Raw genomic sequence first — 18,776 nt, 5'->3', positions numbered from 1 at the left:
CGCTTGCGCGTCAATGGGTTGAACACTGTGCACTGTTCATTCGCGGGGGCGATTTCCGGACACAGCGGTCGTTCCCGGTCCCACAACGGCCACCGGACGACATGACGTCGCCAGTTGTGGGCGCGTAACCTCGGACCGGCCTGGCAGGCGGACGGCGGGAAGGGGGAGCGCACGACGTGGTGACGACCTTCCTCGGCGAGCTGTACACGTCCTTCGCGTGGATCCCCACCGCGGTCCTCGGCGCCGCCCTCGCGCTGAAGCTGCCGGCGATCATCCGGCTGTGGCGTGAGCCGCTGCTGCGGGCGGTCGGCGGGCTGCTGCTGCTCGCCTGCGCGGTGTTCGTGTTCGTGATGCCACCGGTGATCATCTGGACCAACCGGGTCACCGGCGTGCCCAACTTCTCGGCGCCGTGGGTGTATTCGCTGCTCACCGCGTTCAGCGGGGCCGGGCTGCTGCTCATCGTGACCTGGCGCAACGGCCTGTCCGACCGCTCCGACGCCACCCGGCGCGCGAGGCGGTGGGTCATCTCCGTCTACTCGGGCGTGATCGTGGCGCTGTGGGTGCTGTTCGCGCTGGCCGACGCGCCCGTGGAGCGGGTCCGGGACCTGGACACCTATTACGCGAACACGCCCTTCATGCGCGAGATGATCGTGCTCTATCTCCTCGGGCACACCGTGGCCGTGCTGATCACCGGACGGCTCATCTGGAACTGGGTCCGCGCGGACGGCCTGCACGGCTGGCTGCGCTGGGGACTGACGTTCCTGGGCGCGGGCTACGCGCTGAACCTCGGGTTCGATCTCGCCAAACTCACGGCGGTCGCGGCCCGTTGGACCGGACACGACTTCGACACCCTCAGCACCGACATCGCGCCCTGCGCGGCCTGCCTCGGCGCGATCCTGATCGCCGTCGGTTTCATCCTGCCGCACACCGGCCAGTATCTGCACGGCCGCCTCCGCGTCCGCCTCGCCCACCACCAACTCCGGCCGCTCTACGTCCTGATGCGCTCCGTCGACGGCGACGGCGTCCCCTTCGTGCTCTGCGCCGCGCCCGAACTCCGGCTGATCCGGCGGGAGACGTACATCCGCGACGTCCTCCTCCCGCTCGCCCGCCACCTCGACGACGACCTCCGTACCCGGGCCCACCAGGCCGCCCTCACCCTCGGCTGCACCCCGCCCCGCGCGAAGGCGCTGGCCGCGGCGGTGGCGATCCTCGGCGCCATCGACTCAGCACCCGGGCACCCCACCGGCCACCCCGACACCGCCGACCTCCTCCAGGAACTCGGCCCCGTCTCCCGCGCCCTGCGCCACCGCGACGCGATCGACGCGGTGCGCGCGGCCGTACGGAGTGCGGGGCAGGAGGCCGGCACCACGGAGCAGACCGGGCCCGCACCGGGACCTGAGCACTCCACAGACTCCGCGGAAGCCTCCCGCTTCCTGCTTCCGCGGCGACCGTGAGGTGGCTGAGTCGGCGAATGTCCTGGCATATTGCAGCGGTGCGCACGAAGAAGGAGATGCGTCGGTTCGCCGCCGCCCTCATCGACCCGATGCGCGTCCCGGTCCCGGCCGAGCCCGAGGCCCTGTTCGACGCGCTGGTCGACTCCGTGACGCGCTGGCGCGGACGTGAAGTCGTCGTCCGCCGCGAGGTGTTCCCTCCGCACACCGCCAGCGGCCTGTGGCTGGAGGGCGACACCTACGACGTCATCGTCATCGACAAGCGGGCCGCCGCCTGGCACCAGATCGTGATCTTCTGCCACGAGGTGTGGCACATGCACCAGCGGACCGCCCAGCCCACCCCCGGCGCCGACGGCAGCCCCCAACCCGTCGCCGCCCGAACCGACTTCAGCCTCGCCGACGAGCAAGAGGCCGACCGCTTCGGCATGTTGATGAGCGGACGGCTGCGGCCCTGGCTGGAGGCCGCCGCCACGGCGGACCCGGCACACGGCCCCGCCGTGGGCGACGACGGTCAGGACGGGCTCGCCGGGCGCATCGGAGCCGCCCTCAACTACCGCGGGACCAGAAAATGAGCGGTCTGATCAACTACCTCAGCTGCGGCCTGCTGTGGCTCGGCCTGCTGGTGAAAGCCCCCGATCTCCTCCGGCACTGGCGCGACCCCTATCTCCGCGTCATCTGTGTGCTCCTCGGCCTGGCCGGGGCCTGCTTCTTCCTCGGGGCCCCGCCCACCGTCGGCGCGGTCAACCAGCTCAGCGGCGTCCCGAACCTCGCCGCGCCGCTGACGTACGCGTCGATCACCGCGTACAGCGCGTCCTCCCAGGTCCTCTTCGTGTACTGGCGGGGCGGCCCGCACGTCCACCGCACCGCCCGCCGCTGGATCGTGGCGTACACCTTCGTCGTCGTCGGCATCGCCGTGATGTTCGCGCTGGGCGACACCCCGGTGGAGCGCCGCACCGACCTCGACACCTACTACGCGAAGACGCCGTTCATCTCCGAGATGATCGTGCTCTACCTGTGCGGGCACCTCGCCGCCGTCAGCGTCACCACGGTGTCCTCGCTGCGCTGGGCGCGCCAGGTCGACGGCTGGCTGCGCGCGGGACTGCTCACGCTGGGCGTCGGCTCGCTGTGCGGCGCCGGGTACAGCGTGACCAAGTTCGCGGCGGTGGTCGCCCGTTGGTGCGGACGCGACTGGACGGAGCTCGGGACGACGGTGTCGCCGGCCGCCGCGGGCCTGGGCGCGGTCCTGATCGTCGTCGGTGTGCTGATCCCGCTCGGCGGCCCCCGGCTGACCCAGTGGCGGCGGGCCCGGCGGACGTACGCCCGGCTCGAACCGCTGGAGCACGAGCTGGACGAACTCCTCACCCGCCGAGCGCTCCGGCTGCCCCGGCCCCGCTGGTCCTCCCCCGCGACCCGGCTGGTGTGGCGGCAGACCAGCATCCACAACGCGCTCGGCCACCTCGACGCGTTCTTCGACCGGGCCCTGTACGAGCGGACGCTGGAGGCCGAGGCCCACACCACGGGCGACCCTGAGCAGGCCGAGGCGACCGCGTGGGCGGCGGTCGTCGCCGCTGCCGTGGCCGAGGAACGCCACCGCGACCCGCACCTCCTGCCCGCCGACGAACCGGGCCGGCTCCCCGACCGCGCCCCCGGCACCGCCCTCCTCGTGCCGATCGCCGACGCCCTGACCCGCTCCCCGCTCGTCGCCGCCGCCCGGGTCCGCGCCGGTACGACGGAAGGGAGTTCACGGGCATGAGCCTCATCGTGTATCTCGCCGCCGCCGTCTTCGGGCTGTCCTGCACCGTGCTGCTGCGCCGCCCGCCGAGCTTCCCGCGCGACCCGCTGACCGTCACGACCTGCGTGGCGATCGTCCTCGGCGCCCTGGGCCTGGTCTGCGCCGCGCCACCGACCCTGAGCGCGGTCAACGGCCTCACCGGCGTCGCCAACTTCGGTGCCCCGCTCACCTACGGCATGATCTCCGCGTACAGCTGCTCCCTGCTGGTGCTGCTCTTCCAGTGGCGGGGCGGCTCCCCCGCCCGCATCCGGCGCCTGGTGCTGCGCAGCATGGCCGCCTACGGCGCGCTGATCATCGCCATCGTCGTGCTGTTCGCGCTCGCCGACCCGAGCACCGAGCGGCTCACCGACCTCGACACGTACTACGCCAACACGCCCTACATGCGCGAGATGATCGTGCTCTATCTGCTCGGGCACAGCGCGGCCACCCTCGCGATGTGCACGGTCTGCGTCAGCTGGGCCCGGGAGGTCACCGGTCTGCTGCGGACGGGGCTCCAACTCATCCTCGTCGGCACCCTGTTGGACGTGGTCGGCTTCCAGCTCGTCAAGTACACGGCGGTGGTGGCCCGTTGGTCCGGGCACGACCTCGACTTCCTGTCCACCGGGGTCGCCCCGCCGATGGCCTCGCTGGCGGCCCTGACCTGCTCGATGGGCTTCGTCCTGCCCCGGCTGCTGCCCACCGCCCGCGCGCACTGGCGCTACCTCGACGACCTGCGCGGGCTGGGTCCGCTGTGGTCGGAGATACGGTTCGCGTCCATCGCACCGAAGCCGCCCAGCGCGCTCTGGCAGCTGCCCCGGATGCGGCTGCACTGGCGTGAAGTGTCCATCCACGACGCCCTGTTGGCACTCGCCCCGTACTTCGACGACCGGGTCCGCGAGCGCACCCGCGAGGCCGCCCTGCACGAGGGCCGCTCCGCGCACGAGGCCCGGATGGTCGCGGAGGCGGCGATGGTGGCCGACGCCGCCCGCCGCGCCGCCGCCCGCGAGGAACCCTTCGGCACACCGAGCACCTACCGGCTCTACGCCACGGAGGTCTCCGACACCGGCGGGCTGGTCGAGCTGGCGCGGGCACTGGCCCGGTCCCGTGTCACCGCCGCCGTACCGGAGGGTACGGTGAAGGCCACCCCGCACTGATCCACTCGCCCGAACCTCCTTGTTCCCGGGCCGATTTGAGGAGCCGCATGTCGCGGAGAGCTGTCGTCATCGGCGCCGGACTGGCAGGCGTGCTGGCCGCGGCCGCGCTGTCCGCCCACGCGGACGAGGTGATCGTGCTCGACCGGGACGAGCTGCCCAGCGGGCCGGAACACCGCAGGGGTCTCCCGCAGGGGCGCCACGCCCACCTCCTGATGTCCGGCGGCCTGGCCGCGATGGAGGATCTCGTACCGGGCGTTCCGATGCGCGAGCGGCTGCTCGACGCGGGCGCCCACGAGATCCCCCTCAACTCGGGCCTCCTCGCGCTGACTCCGGAGGGCTGGCTGCGCCGCTGGCGGCACCCGGGCCCCCGCATGCTCACGTGCAGCCGGGCGCTGCTGGACTGGGTGGTCCGCGAGGCGGTCCTCGCCGAGACGAAGACCGTGATCCGCCACGCGCGGGGTCTGGCGCTCCTCGGCGACGCCCGCCGGGTCACCGGCGTCCGCATCTCGACGGAGGCCGGGGAGACGGACCTTGACGCCGACTTCGTGGTCGACGCCAGCGGCCGCGGCTCCCGAGTCGTCCACTGGCTGGAAGCCCTCGGCGTCACCGGTGTCGAGGAACGGATCGTCGACTCCGGCCTCGTCAACGCGACCAGGGTCTACCGCCGCCCCGAGGGCGCCGAGCACTTCCCCCTCACCATCCTCCAGGCCGACCCCTACGCGTCCCGCCCCGGCCGCGCCGGCATGGTCCTCCCCATCGAGGGCGACCGCTGGATGGTCAGCCTCGCGGGCACCCGCGGCGCGGAACCCCCCGCGGACCCGGACGGCTTCCTCCAGTACGTACGCGACCTCCCGCACCCGATCCTGGCCCGCCTGATCTCCGGTGCGGAACCGCTGACCGACGTACACACCAGCCGCAGCACGCAGAACACCCGCCGCTACCTGGAAAAGGTCCGCGACTGGCCCGAGGCCCTGATCGTCCTCGGCGACGCCCTCGCCACCTTCAACCCGGCCTACGGCCAAGGCATGTCGGTAGCCGCCCTGGGCGCGAAGACCCTCTCCCACGCCCTGGCCCGGAACGGCTTCACGTCCCCCGCCCTGTCCACCAAGGTCCAACACGCCCTGGCGGCTCCGGTGGAGGGCGCCTGGTCCATGGCAGTGGGCCAGGACATCTGGTATCCCGCCACCAAGGGCCCGGCCCCCACCAGGGCCGACCACGCGATCGCCCACTACTCCCGCCGCCTCCTCAAGACGGCAACGGGTTCCTACACAGCGGCGGCAGCCCTGTCCTCGGTGACCAGCATGGAGTCGACAGCGTCAGCACTCCTGCGCCCCACCGTCCTGCTCGCAGCCCTCAACGGCCCACTCCTGCCCAGGCTTTCAGCCCCACCTTTGACACCCGCGGAACAAAAAACCCTGGCCGATCTGAGCCGCCTTTAGGGGCGCGGGGCCGTATCAATACCTCACCCCGCAAATGCGACCTGCGCCAGCCCCTTGCCCGCCCCCGGCACAACCAGCAAAGACCCGGCAACAGGATGCGGCGCCTCAAGACCGACCCGAGCAGTGGTCACGTACAGGTCGGTGAGGTCCGCACCCCCGAACGCACAGGCGGTGACCAACGAGGCCGGCAACGAGACAACCCGCTCCAACTCCCCGTCCGGCGTGTACCTCCGCACCGCGCCCCCGCCCCACAAAGCCACCCACACACACCCGTCGGCATCAACGGTCAGCCCGTCAGGAAACCCCGCACCGACCTCGATCTCGGCAAACCGCCGCCGCCGACTGACCCGCCCGTCCGCGTACTCGAACACATCGATCCGACGGGTAGGCGAGTCGATGTAATACATCAGCCGGCCGTCCGGACTCCACCCGGTCCCATTGCTCACAGCGACGTCATCAAGGACAAGCTGCACGGAGCCGTCCCCGGTGATCCGGGACAACGACCCCCCGCACGCCGCCTCGTCGTACCGCATCGTCCCCGCCCACAACGCCCCGTCGGGCGCGACGGCCGCGTCGTTGGCCCGCCGCCCCGGAACGACCTCCCGGTGCAACCAGCTGAACTCCCCCTCCGCGTCGAGGAGTCCGATCCCGTCCCGCAGATTGAGGACGAGCCCCCCACCGACCCGAGGCTTCGCGGCCCCCACGTGCTGCTCGGTGACCCGCACCGTCCGCGCCCCCGAGACAGGGTCGTACGTGTGCACCCGGCACCCGAGGATGTCGATCCAGATCAACCGCCCGGTGGCCGCGTCCCACGTCGGCCCCTCGCCGAGCGTCGCCTCGGCCCGTACCGCCACCTCGTACGTCATGCCACGCTCCGATGTCCGAGCCGCTCCGACAGTTCGACCGCGCCCTTGGCCGCCAGTTGCTCCAGCTCCAGCCGCCGCTCGTCGCTCCAGCGGATCATCGGGACGGAGATGGAGAGCGCGGCGACGACCTGTCCGGTACGGTCCCGGACCGGCGCGGCGACGCAGGACACGTCCGGGTTCGACTCACGGCTCTCGACGGCGATCCCCCGCTCCCGGATCTCGGCGAGGGCCACCCGCAGGGCGTCCGGGTCGGTGATGCTGTTGGGCGTCATCGCGGTCAGCGACGCGTTCGCCGGGATGCGCGAGGTCAGCTCCGGGTCGGGCAGCGAGGCCAGCAGCATCTTGCCGACGGAGGTGCAGTGCGCGGGCAGCCGGCGGCCGGCCGCCGACACCATGCGCACCGCGTGCGTGGAGTCGACCTTGGCGATGTAGATGACGTCGGTGCCCTCGAGAATGGCCACGTGCACGGTCTCGTCGCAGGTCTCGGCGACGGACCGGGCGACCTGCTGCCCCTCGGCGGCGAGGTCGAGCTGCTCGGCGTATCGGCTCCCGAGCTGGTACGGACGCACACCCAGCCGGTAACGTCCGGGTTGTCCGGGCACGGGCACGATGTACGACCTGGCCGCGAGGGTGGTGACCAGTTCGTGCACGGTCGTGCGCGGCAGTTGCAGCTTGCGCACGATGTCGGGGGCGGAGAGGGTCCCGTCCCCGTCGAGGAAGAGCTCGAGAATGTCGAGAGCCCGGGTCACGGCAGGTACGAGGCGTCCCACAACCGGCCCCCTTCTTGGTGTCTGTGAGTGGCTGATCTTGGCGTGAGTGCGTGGCTGTGTTGCTCTGTGTTCGAAATTTCAACTGGCGATCGGCATGACGAACACAGGCTAGCCATACTGGGTTGCCCGGGCAATGGTCGGGTGACCATGTGACTACCGAACGGCCCCGATACCCCCCAGCCGACCACGCAACCGCTGTGCGCGCAGCACGAGTTCGAGCTCAAAGCGGCGGTCCGGATGATCGATCTCGTCGCCCCAGAGTTCCCGGATCTGCCGCAGCCGGTACCGCACGGTCTGCGGGTGCACACCGAGCCGCGCGGCCACCTCCGGCGCCCCGCCGCGCGTCTCCAGCCACGCGAGCAGGGTCTCCGCGAGCCGCCGTCCATGCGTCGGCCCGCAGTGCGCCAGCGGTGCGAGACACCGCAGCGCGAGATCGTCGATCAGCTCCTCGGGCTGCAACAACACCAACGCCTCGGTGTGCTCGGTGCAGTACAGAACACCCCCGCCCGGCAACAGCCCCCGCTCCATCAGCCCTACGGCGGCCTCGGCCCAGCGCGCCGACTTCACCGCGTCGGCCAGCGGCACCGGTGGCCCGATCGCCCCGGCCCAGCCGGTCAGCGCCCGGTGCAGCAGCTCGGGGCGCCCGGCGGCGTCCGGTTCGGGCACGACCATGCGCGGCTGCTCGTACTCCATGTCGAGCAGGACCTCCTGCCCCACGGCGGGGGCGACGGCCTCGCGCGCCGGGCGCAGCAGGACCCCCACGGCGACCTTGTCGGGCAGCGGCCAGCCGATCCGCGCGGCACGCTCCGAGAGGGCCTCGGCCGGGTCGCCGCGATGGTGTTCGGCGAGGAGGAGTTCCATGAGCCGCCGTTGCAGCCGCAGCCGCTCCCCCGCCTGCCGGGCCGCGGCCTCCGCGTAGCCGCGCACGGACTGGTCGACCAGCCCGTCGAGGTACTCGTAGCCCGCGTCGACGAGTTCGTACATCGCGGGCGGCGGGATCTCGACGCGCTGCCCGATCTCGGCCAGCCGCCGCCAGGCGAGTCGGACGCCCATGCGGTAGATCGCCTGGAGCGCGTCGAGGCTGCGGCCGTTGAGCCCCTCGCCGCGGCCGAACTCCTGGAAGACGCCCGGCGGTACGGTCGGCCGGCCCTCGGCGGTCTCCAGGTGCTGGACGAAGACCTCGATGGCACGCCGGATGCCGACCAGGGCCATCGGCTCGCCCGACTCGTCCAGAACCAGGGGCAGTTGGGGGTGCTCCCGGCGGATCTCGCGCAGGATCTCCTCGGCGAGCGCGGGCGCCTCGGCCATGGCGATCGCCGCGAACTCCCGTACTTTCGGGCGCGGTACGTCGTGCCACGCCGAACGGGCGGTCATGGTCGCCGGACGGGCGGTCGGCGGTTGGCCGGTCGACGGTTGGCCGGCCTCCGATGGCGCGGTCGACGGCTGAGGTTTCGCCGGCCGGGCGGTCGCCGGGCGCGCGGCCACGGCGTCAACTCCCCTGGTCCGCTTGCTCGTACGTGACCAACGGCGTGTTCGGCTGGGCGGGTCTCGCGTCGAGCAGGGCGACGATGCCGAGCGCGGCGCCCACGGCGAGGGCGGCGGCCAGGAGCACGGTGAGTGCGGCGGCGAGCAGTCTGGGCATCGCGGGGTCAGCCTCTCTGTCCTGAGGTCCGTGCGCCCCACCTCTGCCCGTCGGCCCAGTGTCGGCAGACATTGACACTCCGTCAAGGGCCGCCTACGGTTCCCGGCCCAAGAGCGGCCCGAACTCCGTCACCACATCCCACTGGAGTGCCCGGATGCGCCGTACAGCCTCTCCACTTTCCCTGATCCTGCTGGGACTCGGCACGTTTCTGCTGGTCCTGGCGCCGCTGCTGGCCTGGTACGTCGAGCCTCGGGCCGCCGTGACCCCGATCGACATCGACACGACCGCCGTCTACCGGGGCACCGGCAGCTACTTCGACACCGGCGAGCTGCGGACCGTGGACGACCAGCGGATCACCGTCACCCAGCAGGTGCGCGGCGATGTCGCGGACAGCGAGAAGAGCGGGGACGCGGTCTGGGACGTCACCACGACCGTCGACACCGACAAGTCCCTGCCGGCCGCCGATCCGCACGACGCGCTGGAGTTCTTCCCCAACCGCTGGGTCACGGACCGTAGGACCAACAAGCCGGTGCACTGCTGCCACGAGAACCCGTACTTCGAGGGCGACGCCTTCCTGAAGTTCCCGTTCGACGTGCGGAAACAGTCCTACCAGTGGTGGGACAACTCCCTTGGCGCGACGGTGACTTTGCGCTACTCGGGCACCAAGAAGGTGCAGGGCTACTCGGGTTACGTCTTCAAGGGCACCGTCCCGCCCACGAAGATCGGCACCCGCCTGGTCCCCGGCAGCCTCGTCGACCAGCCCTCCTCGCCCCAGATCCTGGCCGAGGAGTGGTACTCCAACCACGGCATCGAGCTGATCGCCGACCAGCGCACCGGCCGGGTGATCTACGCCAGGACCGGCCCCCGCCGCACCCTGCGCGCCCCCGGCCACGCCTACGACGCGGTGCTCCTCCTGGACGCCGACAAGCTCGCGTTCACCACGGCCACACAGAAGGAACAGGTGAAACTGGCGAAGCAGGAGAGCGGCCAACTGCGCCTGGTGGGGCAGACGTTGCCGATCGGTACCGCTGTGGCCGGATTCGTCCTGGCCGTGATCGGGGGCGTTTTGGTGCTACGCGGCCGTCGGCGCCCCGAATCATCCACTTCACCCGAGTATCAGCCCACGATGTGACGTGACGTCAGTTCTAATAACCCCCGAAATTGTCATGCGGGTGAGTAGCCGTCAGGAACGGCGCGGCGAAAACTGTCCAATCCACCCCCGCACAGCCCACCCACAGAACTCCGATCCGCGCCCCGCCCCGTCCGGCCCCACCCCGCAGAGTCCCCCACCGTGATCCGCCACAGTTCCGCACCCTGAGACGAGTTGGAGCACCCATGCCCCAGCACGTGCCCCACCCTCCCCCACCCTCGAATTCACTCGGGTGGGGGGACCCCCACCGCGCTCCCTTCCCCCAGGTCGCGCAGCACCCCCCGACGGCGGTGCCGTACCCGCGCCGGATCGTCTTCCTCGCCCACCGGGACCTCGCCAATCCGCAGGCCGGCGGCTCCGAGATCCTCGTGGACAGGCTCGCCGACGGCCTGACCCGACTCGGCCACCAGGTCACCCTGCTGTGCGGCGGCCCCGCGTCCTACCGCGACTACCGCGTGGTGTCGGCGGGCGGCGCCTACGGCCACTTCCTGCACGCCAGATCCGCCTTCGACCAACTCGTCGGCGACTGCGACCTGTTGGTCGAGGTGTGCAACGGGATGCCGTACTTCGCGCCCGCGTGGCATCACGGGCCGACGCTGCGGCTCGTGAACCACGTCCACACGGATCTGTGGAAGCTGCGGTTCGGCGGGCCGATGGCACCGGCGGCCCGGATCGGGCGAAGACTCGAGCACTGGGCGCTGGCGGGGGCGCGGCATCGGGGGCTGTTGGTCGCGGTGTCTCCCTCGACCGCGCAGGCGCTGCGCGGGATCGGGGTCTCGCGGGACCGGATCCGGGTGGTCCACAACGGAGTCGAGGAGCCGGGGCCTCGGGCTCCTCGTTCCGTCGAGCCGTTGTTCGTGGCGGTCGGGCGGCTCGTCGAGTACAAACGGATCGATCTGTTGCTGCGGCTGTGGGAGCGGGTGCGGCCCGTCGTCGGCGGGCGGCTGCTGATCGTCGGTGACGGTCCTGAGCGGGAGCGGCTCGAGCGGCTCGCCGGGCCCGGTGTGGAGTTCACCGGGCATGTCTCCGAGGCACGGAAGCACGAACTGCTCTGCGCGGCCTGGCTGTTGCTGCATCCCTCCGCGGTGGAGGGGTGGGGGTTGGTGGTGACCGAGGCCGCGGTTCGGGAGACTCCGGCGATTGCGTTCGACGTGCCCGGGCTGCGGGACTCGGTGGTCGACGGCGTGACGGGGGTCCTGGCTCGGGGGGAGTCCTCGTTCGCCGCGGCGTGGTGTGCGTTGGCTCTGTCCGAGCGTCGGCGTGCGGGGATGGGCAAGGCGGCGTGTGATCGGGCGGCGCGTTATCGGTGGGACCGGACTGTCAGACGGTTTCGGTCGGTGGCCGGTGAGGCGGTGAAGGGCGGGGGGTCGTGAGTCGGCTGCGGGTGCGTGGGGGCCGGTCGCGCAGTTCCCCGCGCCCCCTCGAAGCCCCCCCGGGTTTCAAGGACCCCTCTCTCCGGCGCTCCCTTGCCCTCTTTCGTGCCTTTCTGCATGAGCAGGACGACCCTGACTCCTGCTATGCGCTGCTCGCCGCCGATGCCGCCGATCAGGTCGAGGGCTACTACGGTCCCGTCGCCGGGCGCACGGTCGTGGATGTCGGTGGAGGGAGTGGGTACTTCACGTCGGAGTTTCGGCGGCGGGGTGCTCACGCCTACCTCTTCGAGCCTGACGTACGGGAGTTGGGGGAGAAGGCGGCCGACGGGACGGTCATCGCGGACGGGTATCTGCTGCCGTTGTCCGACGGGGTCGCGGATGTGACGTTCTCCTCGAATGTTCTTGAGCATGTGGCCGATCCGCAGACGTTTCTGAGTGAGCTGGCGCGGGTGACCCGGCCCGGTGGACTGATCTATGTGTCGTTCACCAACTGGCTGTCCCCGTGGGGCGGTCACGAGTGGGCGCCGTGGCACTACTTCGGTGCCGAGCGGGCCCGCGCGCGCTACCGGCGGCGTACCGGAAAGCCGGCCAAGCACACGCTCGGCGAGAACCTGTTCGCCGTGCACATCGGTGCCACCCTGCGGCAGGTCCGTGCCCGCGACGACGTGATGGTCGTCGTGGCGCGTTCCCGCTACTGGCCCTTCCTCGACCGAGCCGTCGTCAAGGCGCCCGGGATAAGGGAGTTGGCCACCTGGAACCTCCTCCTCATTCTCCGGCGGTGTCCACCATGACGGCGACCACGGTCCAGGCCCCGCCCCCGGCGGCCGACCCCTCCAGCACGGCCATCGCGGGGCCCCCGGAGGGCCCGAGGTCATGGCGCTGGCTGCTGGGGTTCTGGGCCGTGGTGTTCGTGCTGTTCCTGGCCGTGCACCCGGGCCGGCAGACCTTCGACACCAAGCTCGGTGTCACCGTGGATCCGGGTCAATTCCTGTCCGACCTGGGCCAGTTGTGGCACGACCGGGGTTCGTTCGGCGGTATCCAGGACCAGTACGCGGGCTACCTCTGGCCGATGCTCCCGTTCTACTGGCTGGCCCACGCCGTGCGGTTGCCGGTCTGGCTCGCGGAACGCCTGTGGTTGTCGCTGATCCTGTCGGTCGCCTTCTGGGGCGCGCTGCGGCTGGCCGAGCGGCTGCGTGTCGGCAGCCCCGCGTCCCGGCTGCTGGCCGCCGTGGCGTACGCGTTGTGGCCGGTGTTCACGATCGTCGTGGGGTCGACGTCCGCCGCCGCGCTCCCCGGGGCCTTCCTTCCCTGGGTGCTGCTCCCGCTCACCAACGAGCGCTATACGGCGCGGATCGCGGGTCTGCGGTCGGCGCTGGTCGTCCCGTTCATGGGCGGGGTGAACGCGGCGGCGACGCTCGCCTCGCTCCTCCCGGTGGGGCTGTATCTGCTGTCCCGCCCACCGGGGCCACGGCAGCGCAAGCTGATCGCATGGTGGGTGCCGGGGGTGATCCTGGCGACGGCGTGGTGGTGGATCCCGCTGCTCATGCTCGGTGTCTACGGCGAGAACTTCCTTCCCTACGTGGAGACTTCGCAGACCACGACGGACACCATGTCGGCGACGGAGGGCCTGCGCGGAGCCGGTGACTGGGTCGCCTATCTGCATCTCGGGGAGGCCTGGATACCGGCCGGGTGGACGGTCGCCTCGTCGGTGATCGTCATCGTCTGCTCGGCGCTCGCGGCCGGCCTCGGCCTGGCGGGCCTGGCCAGACGGGACATGCCGGAGCGGCGGTGGCTGGTGCTGACCGCCGTGACGGTCGCGCTGATCCTGTTCGCCGGGTACGGCGGCGCGTTCGGGGCGCCCTTCCACGGGCTGGTGCAGAACTGGCTGAACGGCCCGCTGGTCCCCTTCCGCAACATCTACAAGTTCCAGGCGGGCCTGGCCCTCGCGCTCGTCCTCGGCCTGGCCCACCTGGTGGGCATCGCCGCCGAGCCACACGGAGCGCGCCCGGTCCCGGGCCGCCGGCTCGTCCCGCTGATCGCGCTGATCCTCGTACTGCCCGGTCTCGCCTGGCCGTATCTCAACGGGTCGATCCTGAACCCGGGTTCGTTCCAGCAGCTCCCCAAGTACTGGCAGTCCACGGCGGACTGGCTGCACAAGTACTCCCCCGACTCCCGCGCCCTGGTCGTCCCGGCGACCGCGCACGGCATCTACACCTGGGGCTCCCCCATCGACGAGCCCCTCGACGTCCTCGCCGACTCCCGCTGGGCCGAGCGCGACTACGTCCCGATGGGCACGCCCGGCAACCGCCGCGCGATGGACGCCGTGGAACAGGCGCTGGCCAGCGGGAGCGAAGTGCCGGGCCTGGCGGACTACTTGAGCCGGGCGGGGATCTACTACGTCGTGGTCCGCAACGACCTCGACCCCGACCAGATCGGCTACGTCCCGACGACCACCGTCAAACGCACCCTGGAACAGTCCGGCTACCAACGGGTGACCGGCCTGGGCCCCGTCATGACCGGCGGCCGCATCGCCAACGACACCCCGCTCCAGGTGGAGGGCCTCTACCCGAGGCAGCGAGCGGTGGAGATCTACGAGCCGACGAGCAAGGACGTGATCCGCCCCGGCCAGGCGGGTCTGACGCCGGTGGCCGACACGGCTGTGGTCTCGGGCGGCCCGGAGTCCCTACTCCCCCTCGCGACCGAACTCCGGGGCAGAGCAACGGTATTGACGGGCGACAACCACCCGGGCCTGGGCTCCCCGGCCCTGCAGATCGTCGGCGACGGACTGCGCCGGGCGGACACCCGCTTCGGCCTGGTCGACGCCAACACGTCGTACACGTACACCCCCACCGAACGCAACGCGCCCGACGCGGTCCAGGACGCCGGGAAGAAACCGAAGCAGATCCTGCCGACGAAGGGCATCGCCCATCAGACGGTCGCGCAGCTGCGCGGAGCCCGCTCGGTGACGGCGTCGTCCAGCGGCAACTGGCTCTTCTCGCTGCCCCAGTTCGACCCGGTGAACGCCTTCGACGGCAACCCCGACACCGCGTGGGCGGAGGGCGCGCCGGGTTCGCCGGACGGGCAGTGGCTGCGCATCGGCTTCGCGGGCGGGTCGTACGACATGCCGAGTTCGTTCAAGGTCACCCCGCTCCCGCAGGAGAGCGTGCGGGCGGCGGCGACCAAGGTACGGGTGCAGACGGCGAAGGGCACAGTGACCAGCTTCCTCCAGCCGAACGGCATGACCCAGACCATCAAGTCGCCTCCGGGTGAGACGAGTTGGATGAAGCTGACGATCGTCGACTCGGTGGCCCGGCACACCGGTCTGACCGGTGCGGGCTTCTCCGAGATCGCCCTTCCCCACGTCCAGGTGACCCGGCTCCTCAAGCTCCCCACCGACGCCAACGCGACCGACGCGTCCGCCGAGGTCATCTCCCTGCACCGCACGGCCGACCCGACGGGCCTCTCCCCGACGGGCACGGAGGCGGGCCTGCACCGCACGTTCTCGACGGCGACGGCGGGAACGTACGAGATGAAGGCGAGCGCGGTCGCCGTCCCCGGCGAGGAGTTGGACAGGCTCCTCTACGAGGTGGCCCCCGCCCAGCAGCACCGCATCACCGCGACGGCGGACTCCACGGCCGCACTCGGCACCGGTCTCTCCGCCCGCAACCTCACGGACGGCGACCTGACGACGGGCTGGGTGGCGGGCGACCGCCCCACGATCCACCTCACCTGGACCGGCAAACAGGCGTTGGGAGAAGTCGTGTTGGCCCCGGCAGGCGGCCTGTCGACGCGTCCGACCGAGGTCGACATCACCTCACCGGACGGCTCGACGATCGCGGGGGTGGACGAGAACGGCGTGGCCCGCTTCGACCCGATCACGACGGACCGTCTGACCATCACCGTCACCAAGACGGCCCCGCTGACCCTCCACAACCCGATAGCGGACGACAACCTCCAACTCCCGGTGGGCCTCACCGAGGCCTACATCCCGGCCCTCGACAAATACCGCACCCCCCAGCCGGACCCGTCCCGCCCCTTCACCCTGCCCTGCGGCAAGGGCCCGGTGGTGGCGGTGGACGGCGAGCTGTACGCGACGAGCGTCCAGGGAACGGTGGGCGACCTGACAGCACGCCGAGAGGTGCAGGTGACGCCCTGTCAGCAGGGCGCGTCGGACGGGTCGTTGGAGCTGACGTCCGGCACCCACAGGGTGGAGGCGGGCGACGCGGGCCCGTTGACCCTCACGGACATCACGCTGACCCGAGGCACTCTCACCCAACCCACCGCCACCAAGCGCGAGTTGACGATCCAGGACTGGCTGGGCGACCGCCGCGAGGTGACGGCGGGAGCGGGCGCGGCGTCGTACCTCACCACGTACGAGAACTACAACACGGGCTGGAAAGCCACCCTGAACGGCAAGGAGCTGTCCGCCCTGCGCCTCGACGGCTGGCAACAGGGCTGGCGCATCCCAGCGGGCGCGGGCGGCAAGATCAAGCTGACCTATGAACCGGCCACCACCTACGAGGCCGGCCTGATCGGAAGCGGCGCAGCCCTGGCCGTCCTCCTGGCCCTGGTCATCTGGCGCCGCCGAGACCCCAACCCCGACGACCGCCAACCACCCCCACCCCTACCGGGCCTGTGGCTGGGCACGGTCGCACTGACCCTGGTAGGAGCAGTAATCGCAGGCTGGCTGGCCCTACTGGTCCCAGCTCTGGCGCTCCTCGCCTACCGCCGCCACGCCCTGCTGGTCCCCATCGCCTTCACGGCAATGACAGCCGCGGGCATAGCGGCAGCGACGGGAGCAGGCGACCCGGTGGGCGCAGCCCACGGAGCATTCGGCCACACAGCCCAACTCCTGGCACTGATCGCCCTGTTCGCAGGCCTGGTAAGCACCGACGACTGGAGCCCCCCGACAGGGGCGCGGGGAACGGCACGCCCAGCCCCCACCGACCCGGAACCAGACAACGGCGGGGCCTTCTCAGGGGCGCGGGGAACTGCGCGACAAGCCCCCACCGAACCGGAACCGAACAACGGCGCTGCCTTTCCAGGGGCGCGGGGAACTGCGCGACCAGCCCCCACAGACCCGCACCAAAAGGACGACCCCCAATGACCACACTCGACAACCCCCGCTCCCCCACCCGCATCCCCTTCCCCACAGTCGACGAAATCGCCCGCCACTGCCATCAATCCACGGAACCGGAAACCGTCCACATAGAGGTCCACCTCCCAGGCCCCCTGAACCCGGACCGCTTCCGCACCGCATTCACAGAGGCCCTCCACCACCACCCCCGCATCCTGATGCGAGAGGCCCCCCGCCCCTGGTACCGCCGCCGCTACGAATGGGAACTGACCCCCACCCCGGACATAGAGGTCGTCACCTTCCCACCCCCCACCAAGGACGCCCTCGAACACGCCCGCACCCGCTCCCTCACCCACACCCCACCCCTGACCACCTCCCCACCCATCCGCCTGGAAGCAGTCCCCCTCCCACCTCCAGGCACAGGCACCGCCCTGATCCTCACGGTCAACCACACCGCCCTGGACGGCCCCGCCTGCCTCCGCATCCTCGCCACCGCGGCGGAGCGCTACGGCGGAGCGGACAACACCCCGACCGCCCCGCCGACCCGCCCCCCGGACCGACCGGAACCCCCCGAGAACACCCCGTCCGTATGGACCCCGCCCGCCCGAGTCGCCCCCGGCACCCCCGACCGGTCCCCCGGCGGCAACGGCCTTCTCCTGACCGAACTCCCGGTCCCGCACCGCCCCAAGGGCTCCCCGTACACGGTGAACGACCAACTCATGGTCAGCACGGCCCTGATGATCGCCCACTGGAACCGGGAACACGGCGAACACCCCCGCCCGCTGCGCATCACCATGCCCGTCGACGACCGCCCCCGCGGCACGGACATGCCGATAGGCAACGGCACGAGACTCGTGGAAGTCACCTTCGCCCCGGCGGAGTTGACGCCCACTCCCACCGAGATGGCCGACCTGCTCCACCGCACGGCGAACCGCACCCGCACCCTCAAGGCCCTCCAGCGCCCCCAACTGGGCCACAGCGCAACCCTGTTGACGGCGCCGGTCGTCCCCGTGGCCTGGCGCGCGACCCTCACCCGAGGCCTGCGCAGGGCGGCGGCCCCGTGGACCTCGACCACCCTCCTCAGCAACATCGGCCGCATCCCGTACACCCTGGACTTCGGCGCCCCCGCGGGCCGAGCGCACGCGGTCTGGTTCTCCGCCCCGGCCCGCATGCCCCGCGGCTTCACGGTGACGACGGCGTCCACCGCGGGGAAGCTGCACGTCGCCCTCCGCTGGTCCCGCACCCTCCTCGGCCCCGGCGACGGGGCCCACCTCCGCGACCTGTTCGAGCACTACCTGCACACGACGGAACAGACGGAGGAGCACCCGGCATGACGACCACCACCCCGAACCAGGTGCGCCCCGACCTCCGCGACTTCTACGAGAACCCCGCCGTCCCGGTCGCCTCCGGCCCCTCCCGCACCCTCCGCCAGGCCCGTATCCTCGCCGCCGCCCTGGGCCCGGCCACCCCCGGACACCCGCGCACCGTCCTGGACATCGGCTGCGGCGACGGCACCGCGGCCGCCACCGCCGCACCCCTCCTCACCGGCCACCGGGTCGTCGGCGTCGACTGGTCCCAGGACGCCCTCACCCGCGCCCGCGCCCACCTCCCGTACACGGTCCGCGGCGAACTCACCGCGCTCCCGCTCCGCCCCGACTCCGCCGACGCTGTCCTGTTCAGCGAGGTGATCGAGCACCTCGTCGACCCGGACACGGCGCTCGCCGAGATCCGCCGCGTCCTGCGCCCGGGAGGTCATCTCATGCTGTCCACCCCGAACTTGGCCGCCTGGTACAACCGCGCGCTGCTGCTCGCCGGCGTCCAGCCCGTGTTCTCGGAGGTGAGCCTGCGCGCGATCCACGGCCGCCCGGGCAAGGAGGTCGTAGGACATCTGCGGCTCTACACCCCGCGTGCGTTACGGGAGTTCGTGGCCGCGGCGGGCTTCACGGTCGTAGGGCTGAAGGGGGCGCCCTTCCACGGCGTGCCGCGTCCGCTCCGGCCGCTGGACCGACTGGCGTGTGTCAGACCGCAGGTGGCGTCGATCCTGTTGCTGCACGCGCGGAAGACGTAGGGGCGCGGGCCGTGT

General features: G+C 71.4%; 15 protein-coding genes. 11 read left to right on the top strand and 4 right to left on the bottom strand.

The genetic code is table 11. The features are described from left to right. Window positions 1–176: 176 nt before the first annotated feature. Genes OHT77_RS30590 through OHT77_RS30570 form a run of 5 tightly spaced genes read left to right on the top strand, consistent with a single transcriptional unit; the run spans window position 177 to window position 5,815 of the window. A complete protein-coding gene (locus OHT77_RS30590; protein WP_328831633.1) occupies window positions 177–1,454 on the top strand; it encodes a DUF6545 domain-containing protein in 1,278 nt (425 codons plus the stop codon). A 38-nt stretch (window positions 1,455–1,492) separates the two neighbouring features. Further along, window positions 1,493–2,023, top strand: coding sequence for a toxin (locus OHT77_RS30585; protein ID WP_328831632.1), 531 nt, complete (start codon window positions 1,493–1,495; stop codon window positions 2,021–2,023). Continuing rightward, on the top strand, window positions 2,020–3,204 hold the full coding sequence (locus OHT77_RS30580) for an MAB_1171c family putative transporter (RefSeq protein ID WP_328831631.1): 1,185 nt from the start codon (window positions 2,020–2,022) through the stop codon (window positions 3,202–3,204). The genes OHT77_RS30585 and OHT77_RS30580 overlap by 4 nt, the downstream gene beginning before the upstream one ends. Further along, window positions 3,201–4,376, top strand: coding sequence for an MAB_1171c family putative transporter (locus OHT77_RS30575; RefSeq protein ID WP_328831630.1), 1,176 nt, complete (start codon window positions 3,201–3,203; stop codon window positions 4,374–4,376). Before OHT77_RS30580 ends, OHT77_RS30575 begins: the two co-directional genes overlap by 4 nt. 47 nt (window positions 4,377–4,423) lie before the next feature. Further along, window positions 4,424–5,815 (top strand): NAD(P)/FAD-dependent oxidoreductase, encoded by a 1,392-nt coding sequence (locus OHT77_RS30570; RefSeq protein WP_328831629.1) that lies wholly within the window; start codon window positions 4,424–4,426, stop codon window positions 5,813–5,815. A 23-nt stretch (window positions 5,816–5,838) separates the two neighbouring features. Here OHT77_RS30570 and OHT77_RS30565 read toward each other — a convergent pair whose 3' ends face one another. The 4 genes from OHT77_RS30565 to OHT77_RS30550 all read right to left on the bottom strand — a co-directional run bounded on the left by OHT77_RS30565 (window position 5,839) and on the right by OHT77_RS30550 (window position 9,093). Beyond that, complete coding sequence (locus OHT77_RS30565; protein ID WP_328831627.1) at window positions 5,839–6,681, bottom strand: SMP-30/gluconolactonase/LRE family protein; 843 nt, start codon at window positions 6,679–6,681, stop codon at window positions 5,839–5,841. Continuing rightward, window positions 6,678–7,451 carry an IclR family transcriptional regulator gene (locus OHT77_RS30560; RefSeq protein WP_266768358.1) on the bottom strand — a complete coding sequence of 258 codons (774 nt, stop codon included), beginning with the start codon at window positions 7,449–7,451 and terminating at the stop codon, window positions 6,678–6,680. The genes OHT77_RS30565 and OHT77_RS30560 overlap by 4 nt, the downstream gene beginning before the upstream one ends. Before the next feature lie 153 nt (window positions 7,452–7,604). Continuing rightward, window positions 7,605–8,825: a helix-turn-helix domain-containing protein gene (locus OHT77_RS30555; RefSeq protein ID WP_328831625.1), complete on the bottom strand. Its 1,221-nt coding sequence runs from the start codon at window positions 8,823–8,825 to the stop codon at window positions 7,605–7,607. A 115-nt stretch (window positions 8,826–8,940) separates the two neighbouring features. Beyond that, window positions 8,941–9,093 (bottom strand): hypothetical protein, encoded by a 153-nt coding sequence (locus tag OHT77_RS30550; protein WP_266768360.1) that lies wholly within the window; start codon window positions 9,091–9,093, stop codon window positions 8,941–8,943. A gap of 154 nt (window positions 9,094–9,247) precedes the next feature. Between OHT77_RS30550 and OHT77_RS30545 the strand changes: the two genes are divergently transcribed. The 6 genes from OHT77_RS30545 (at window position 9,248) to OHT77_RS30520 (ending at window position 18,761) form a co-directional block, all read left to right on the top strand. Beyond that, window positions 9,248–10,225, top strand: coding sequence for a DUF3068 domain-containing protein (locus OHT77_RS30545; RefSeq protein WP_328831624.1), 978 nt, complete (start codon window positions 9,248–9,250; stop codon window positions 10,223–10,225). A 203-nt stretch (window positions 10,226–10,428) separates the two neighbouring features. Next, the gene (locus OHT77_RS30540) at window positions 10,429–11,616 is read left to right on the top strand and encodes a glycosyltransferase family 4 protein (protein ID WP_328831623.1); all 1,188 of its coding nucleotides are present in this window, start codon (window positions 10,429–10,431) and stop codon (window positions 11,614–11,616) included. An 11-nt stretch (window positions 11,617–11,627) separates the two neighbouring features. Further along, a complete protein-coding gene (locus OHT77_RS30535) occupies window positions 11,628–12,407 on the top strand; it encodes a class I SAM-dependent methyltransferase (protein ID WP_328834390.1) in 780 nt (259 codons plus the stop codon). Then, window positions 12,404–16,723, top strand: coding sequence for an alpha-(1->3)-arabinofuranosyltransferase (locus OHT77_RS30530; RefSeq protein WP_328834389.1), 4,320 nt, complete (start codon window positions 12,404–12,406; stop codon window positions 16,721–16,723). The genes OHT77_RS30535 and OHT77_RS30530 overlap by 4 nt, the downstream gene beginning before the upstream one ends. Then, a complete protein-coding gene (locus OHT77_RS30525) occupies window positions 16,720–18,027 on the top strand; it encodes a condensation protein (RefSeq protein ID WP_328831622.1) in 1,308 nt (435 codons plus the stop codon). The genes OHT77_RS30530 and OHT77_RS30525 overlap by 4 nt, the downstream gene beginning before the upstream one ends. Next, a complete protein-coding gene (locus tag OHT77_RS30520; RefSeq protein WP_328831621.1) occupies window positions 18,024–18,761 on the top strand; it encodes a class I SAM-dependent methyltransferase in 738 nt (245 codons plus the stop codon). Before OHT77_RS30525 ends, OHT77_RS30520 begins: the two co-directional genes overlap by 4 nt. Window positions 18,762–18,776: the final 15 nt, after the last annotated feature.

Origin of the sequence: Streptomyces sp. NBC_00252 (assembly GCF_036187565.1) — a bacterium.
Lineage (GTDB): Bacteria > Actinomycetota > Actinomycetes > Streptomycetales > Streptomycetaceae > Streptomyces.
Note: the sequence above shows the minus strand (reverse complement) of the source record. Positions and strands in the feature narration are given on the sequence as shown.

Coding starts and splice junctions, on each gene's coding strand:
- OHT77_RS30520 (WP_328831621.1), top strand. CDS start 18,024: ATGACGACCACCACCCCGAACCAGGTGCGCCCCGACCTCCGCGACTTC.
- OHT77_RS30580 (WP_328831631.1), top strand. CDS start 2,020: ATGAGCGGTCTGATCAACTACCTCAGCTGCGGCCTGCTGTGGCTCGGC.
- OHT77_RS30575 (WP_328831630.1), top strand. CDS start 3,201: ATGAGCCTCATCGTGTATCTCGCCGCCGCCGTCTTCGGGCTGTCCTGC.
- OHT77_RS30530 (WP_328834389.1), top strand. CDS start 12,404: ATGACGGCGACCACGGTCCAGGCCCCGCCCCCGGCGGCCGACCCCTCC.
- OHT77_RS30525 (WP_328831622.1), top strand. CDS start 16,720: ATGACCACACTCGACAACCCCCGCTCCCCCACCCGCATCCCCTTCCCC.
- OHT77_RS30565 (WP_328831627.1), bottom strand. CDS start 6,681: ATGACGTACGAGGTGGCGGTACGGGCCGAGGCGACGCTCGGCGAGGGG.
- OHT77_RS30550 (WP_266768360.1), bottom strand. CDS start 9,093: ATGCCCAGACTGCTCGCCGCCGCACTCACCGTGCTCCTGGCCGCCGCC.
- OHT77_RS30540 (WP_328831623.1), top strand. CDS start 10,429: ATGCCCCAGCACGTGCCCCACCCTCCCCCACCCTCGAATTCACTCGGG.
- OHT77_RS30555 (WP_328831625.1), bottom strand. CDS start 8,825: ATGACCGCCCGTTCGGCGTGGCACGACGTACCGCGCCCGAAAGTACGG.
- OHT77_RS30545 (WP_328831624.1), top strand. CDS start 9,248: ATGCGCCGTACAGCCTCTCCACTTTCCCTGATCCTGCTGGGACTCGGC.
- OHT77_RS30570 (WP_328831629.1), top strand. CDS start 4,424: ATGTCGCGGAGAGCTGTCGTCATCGGCGCCGGACTGGCAGGCGTGCTG.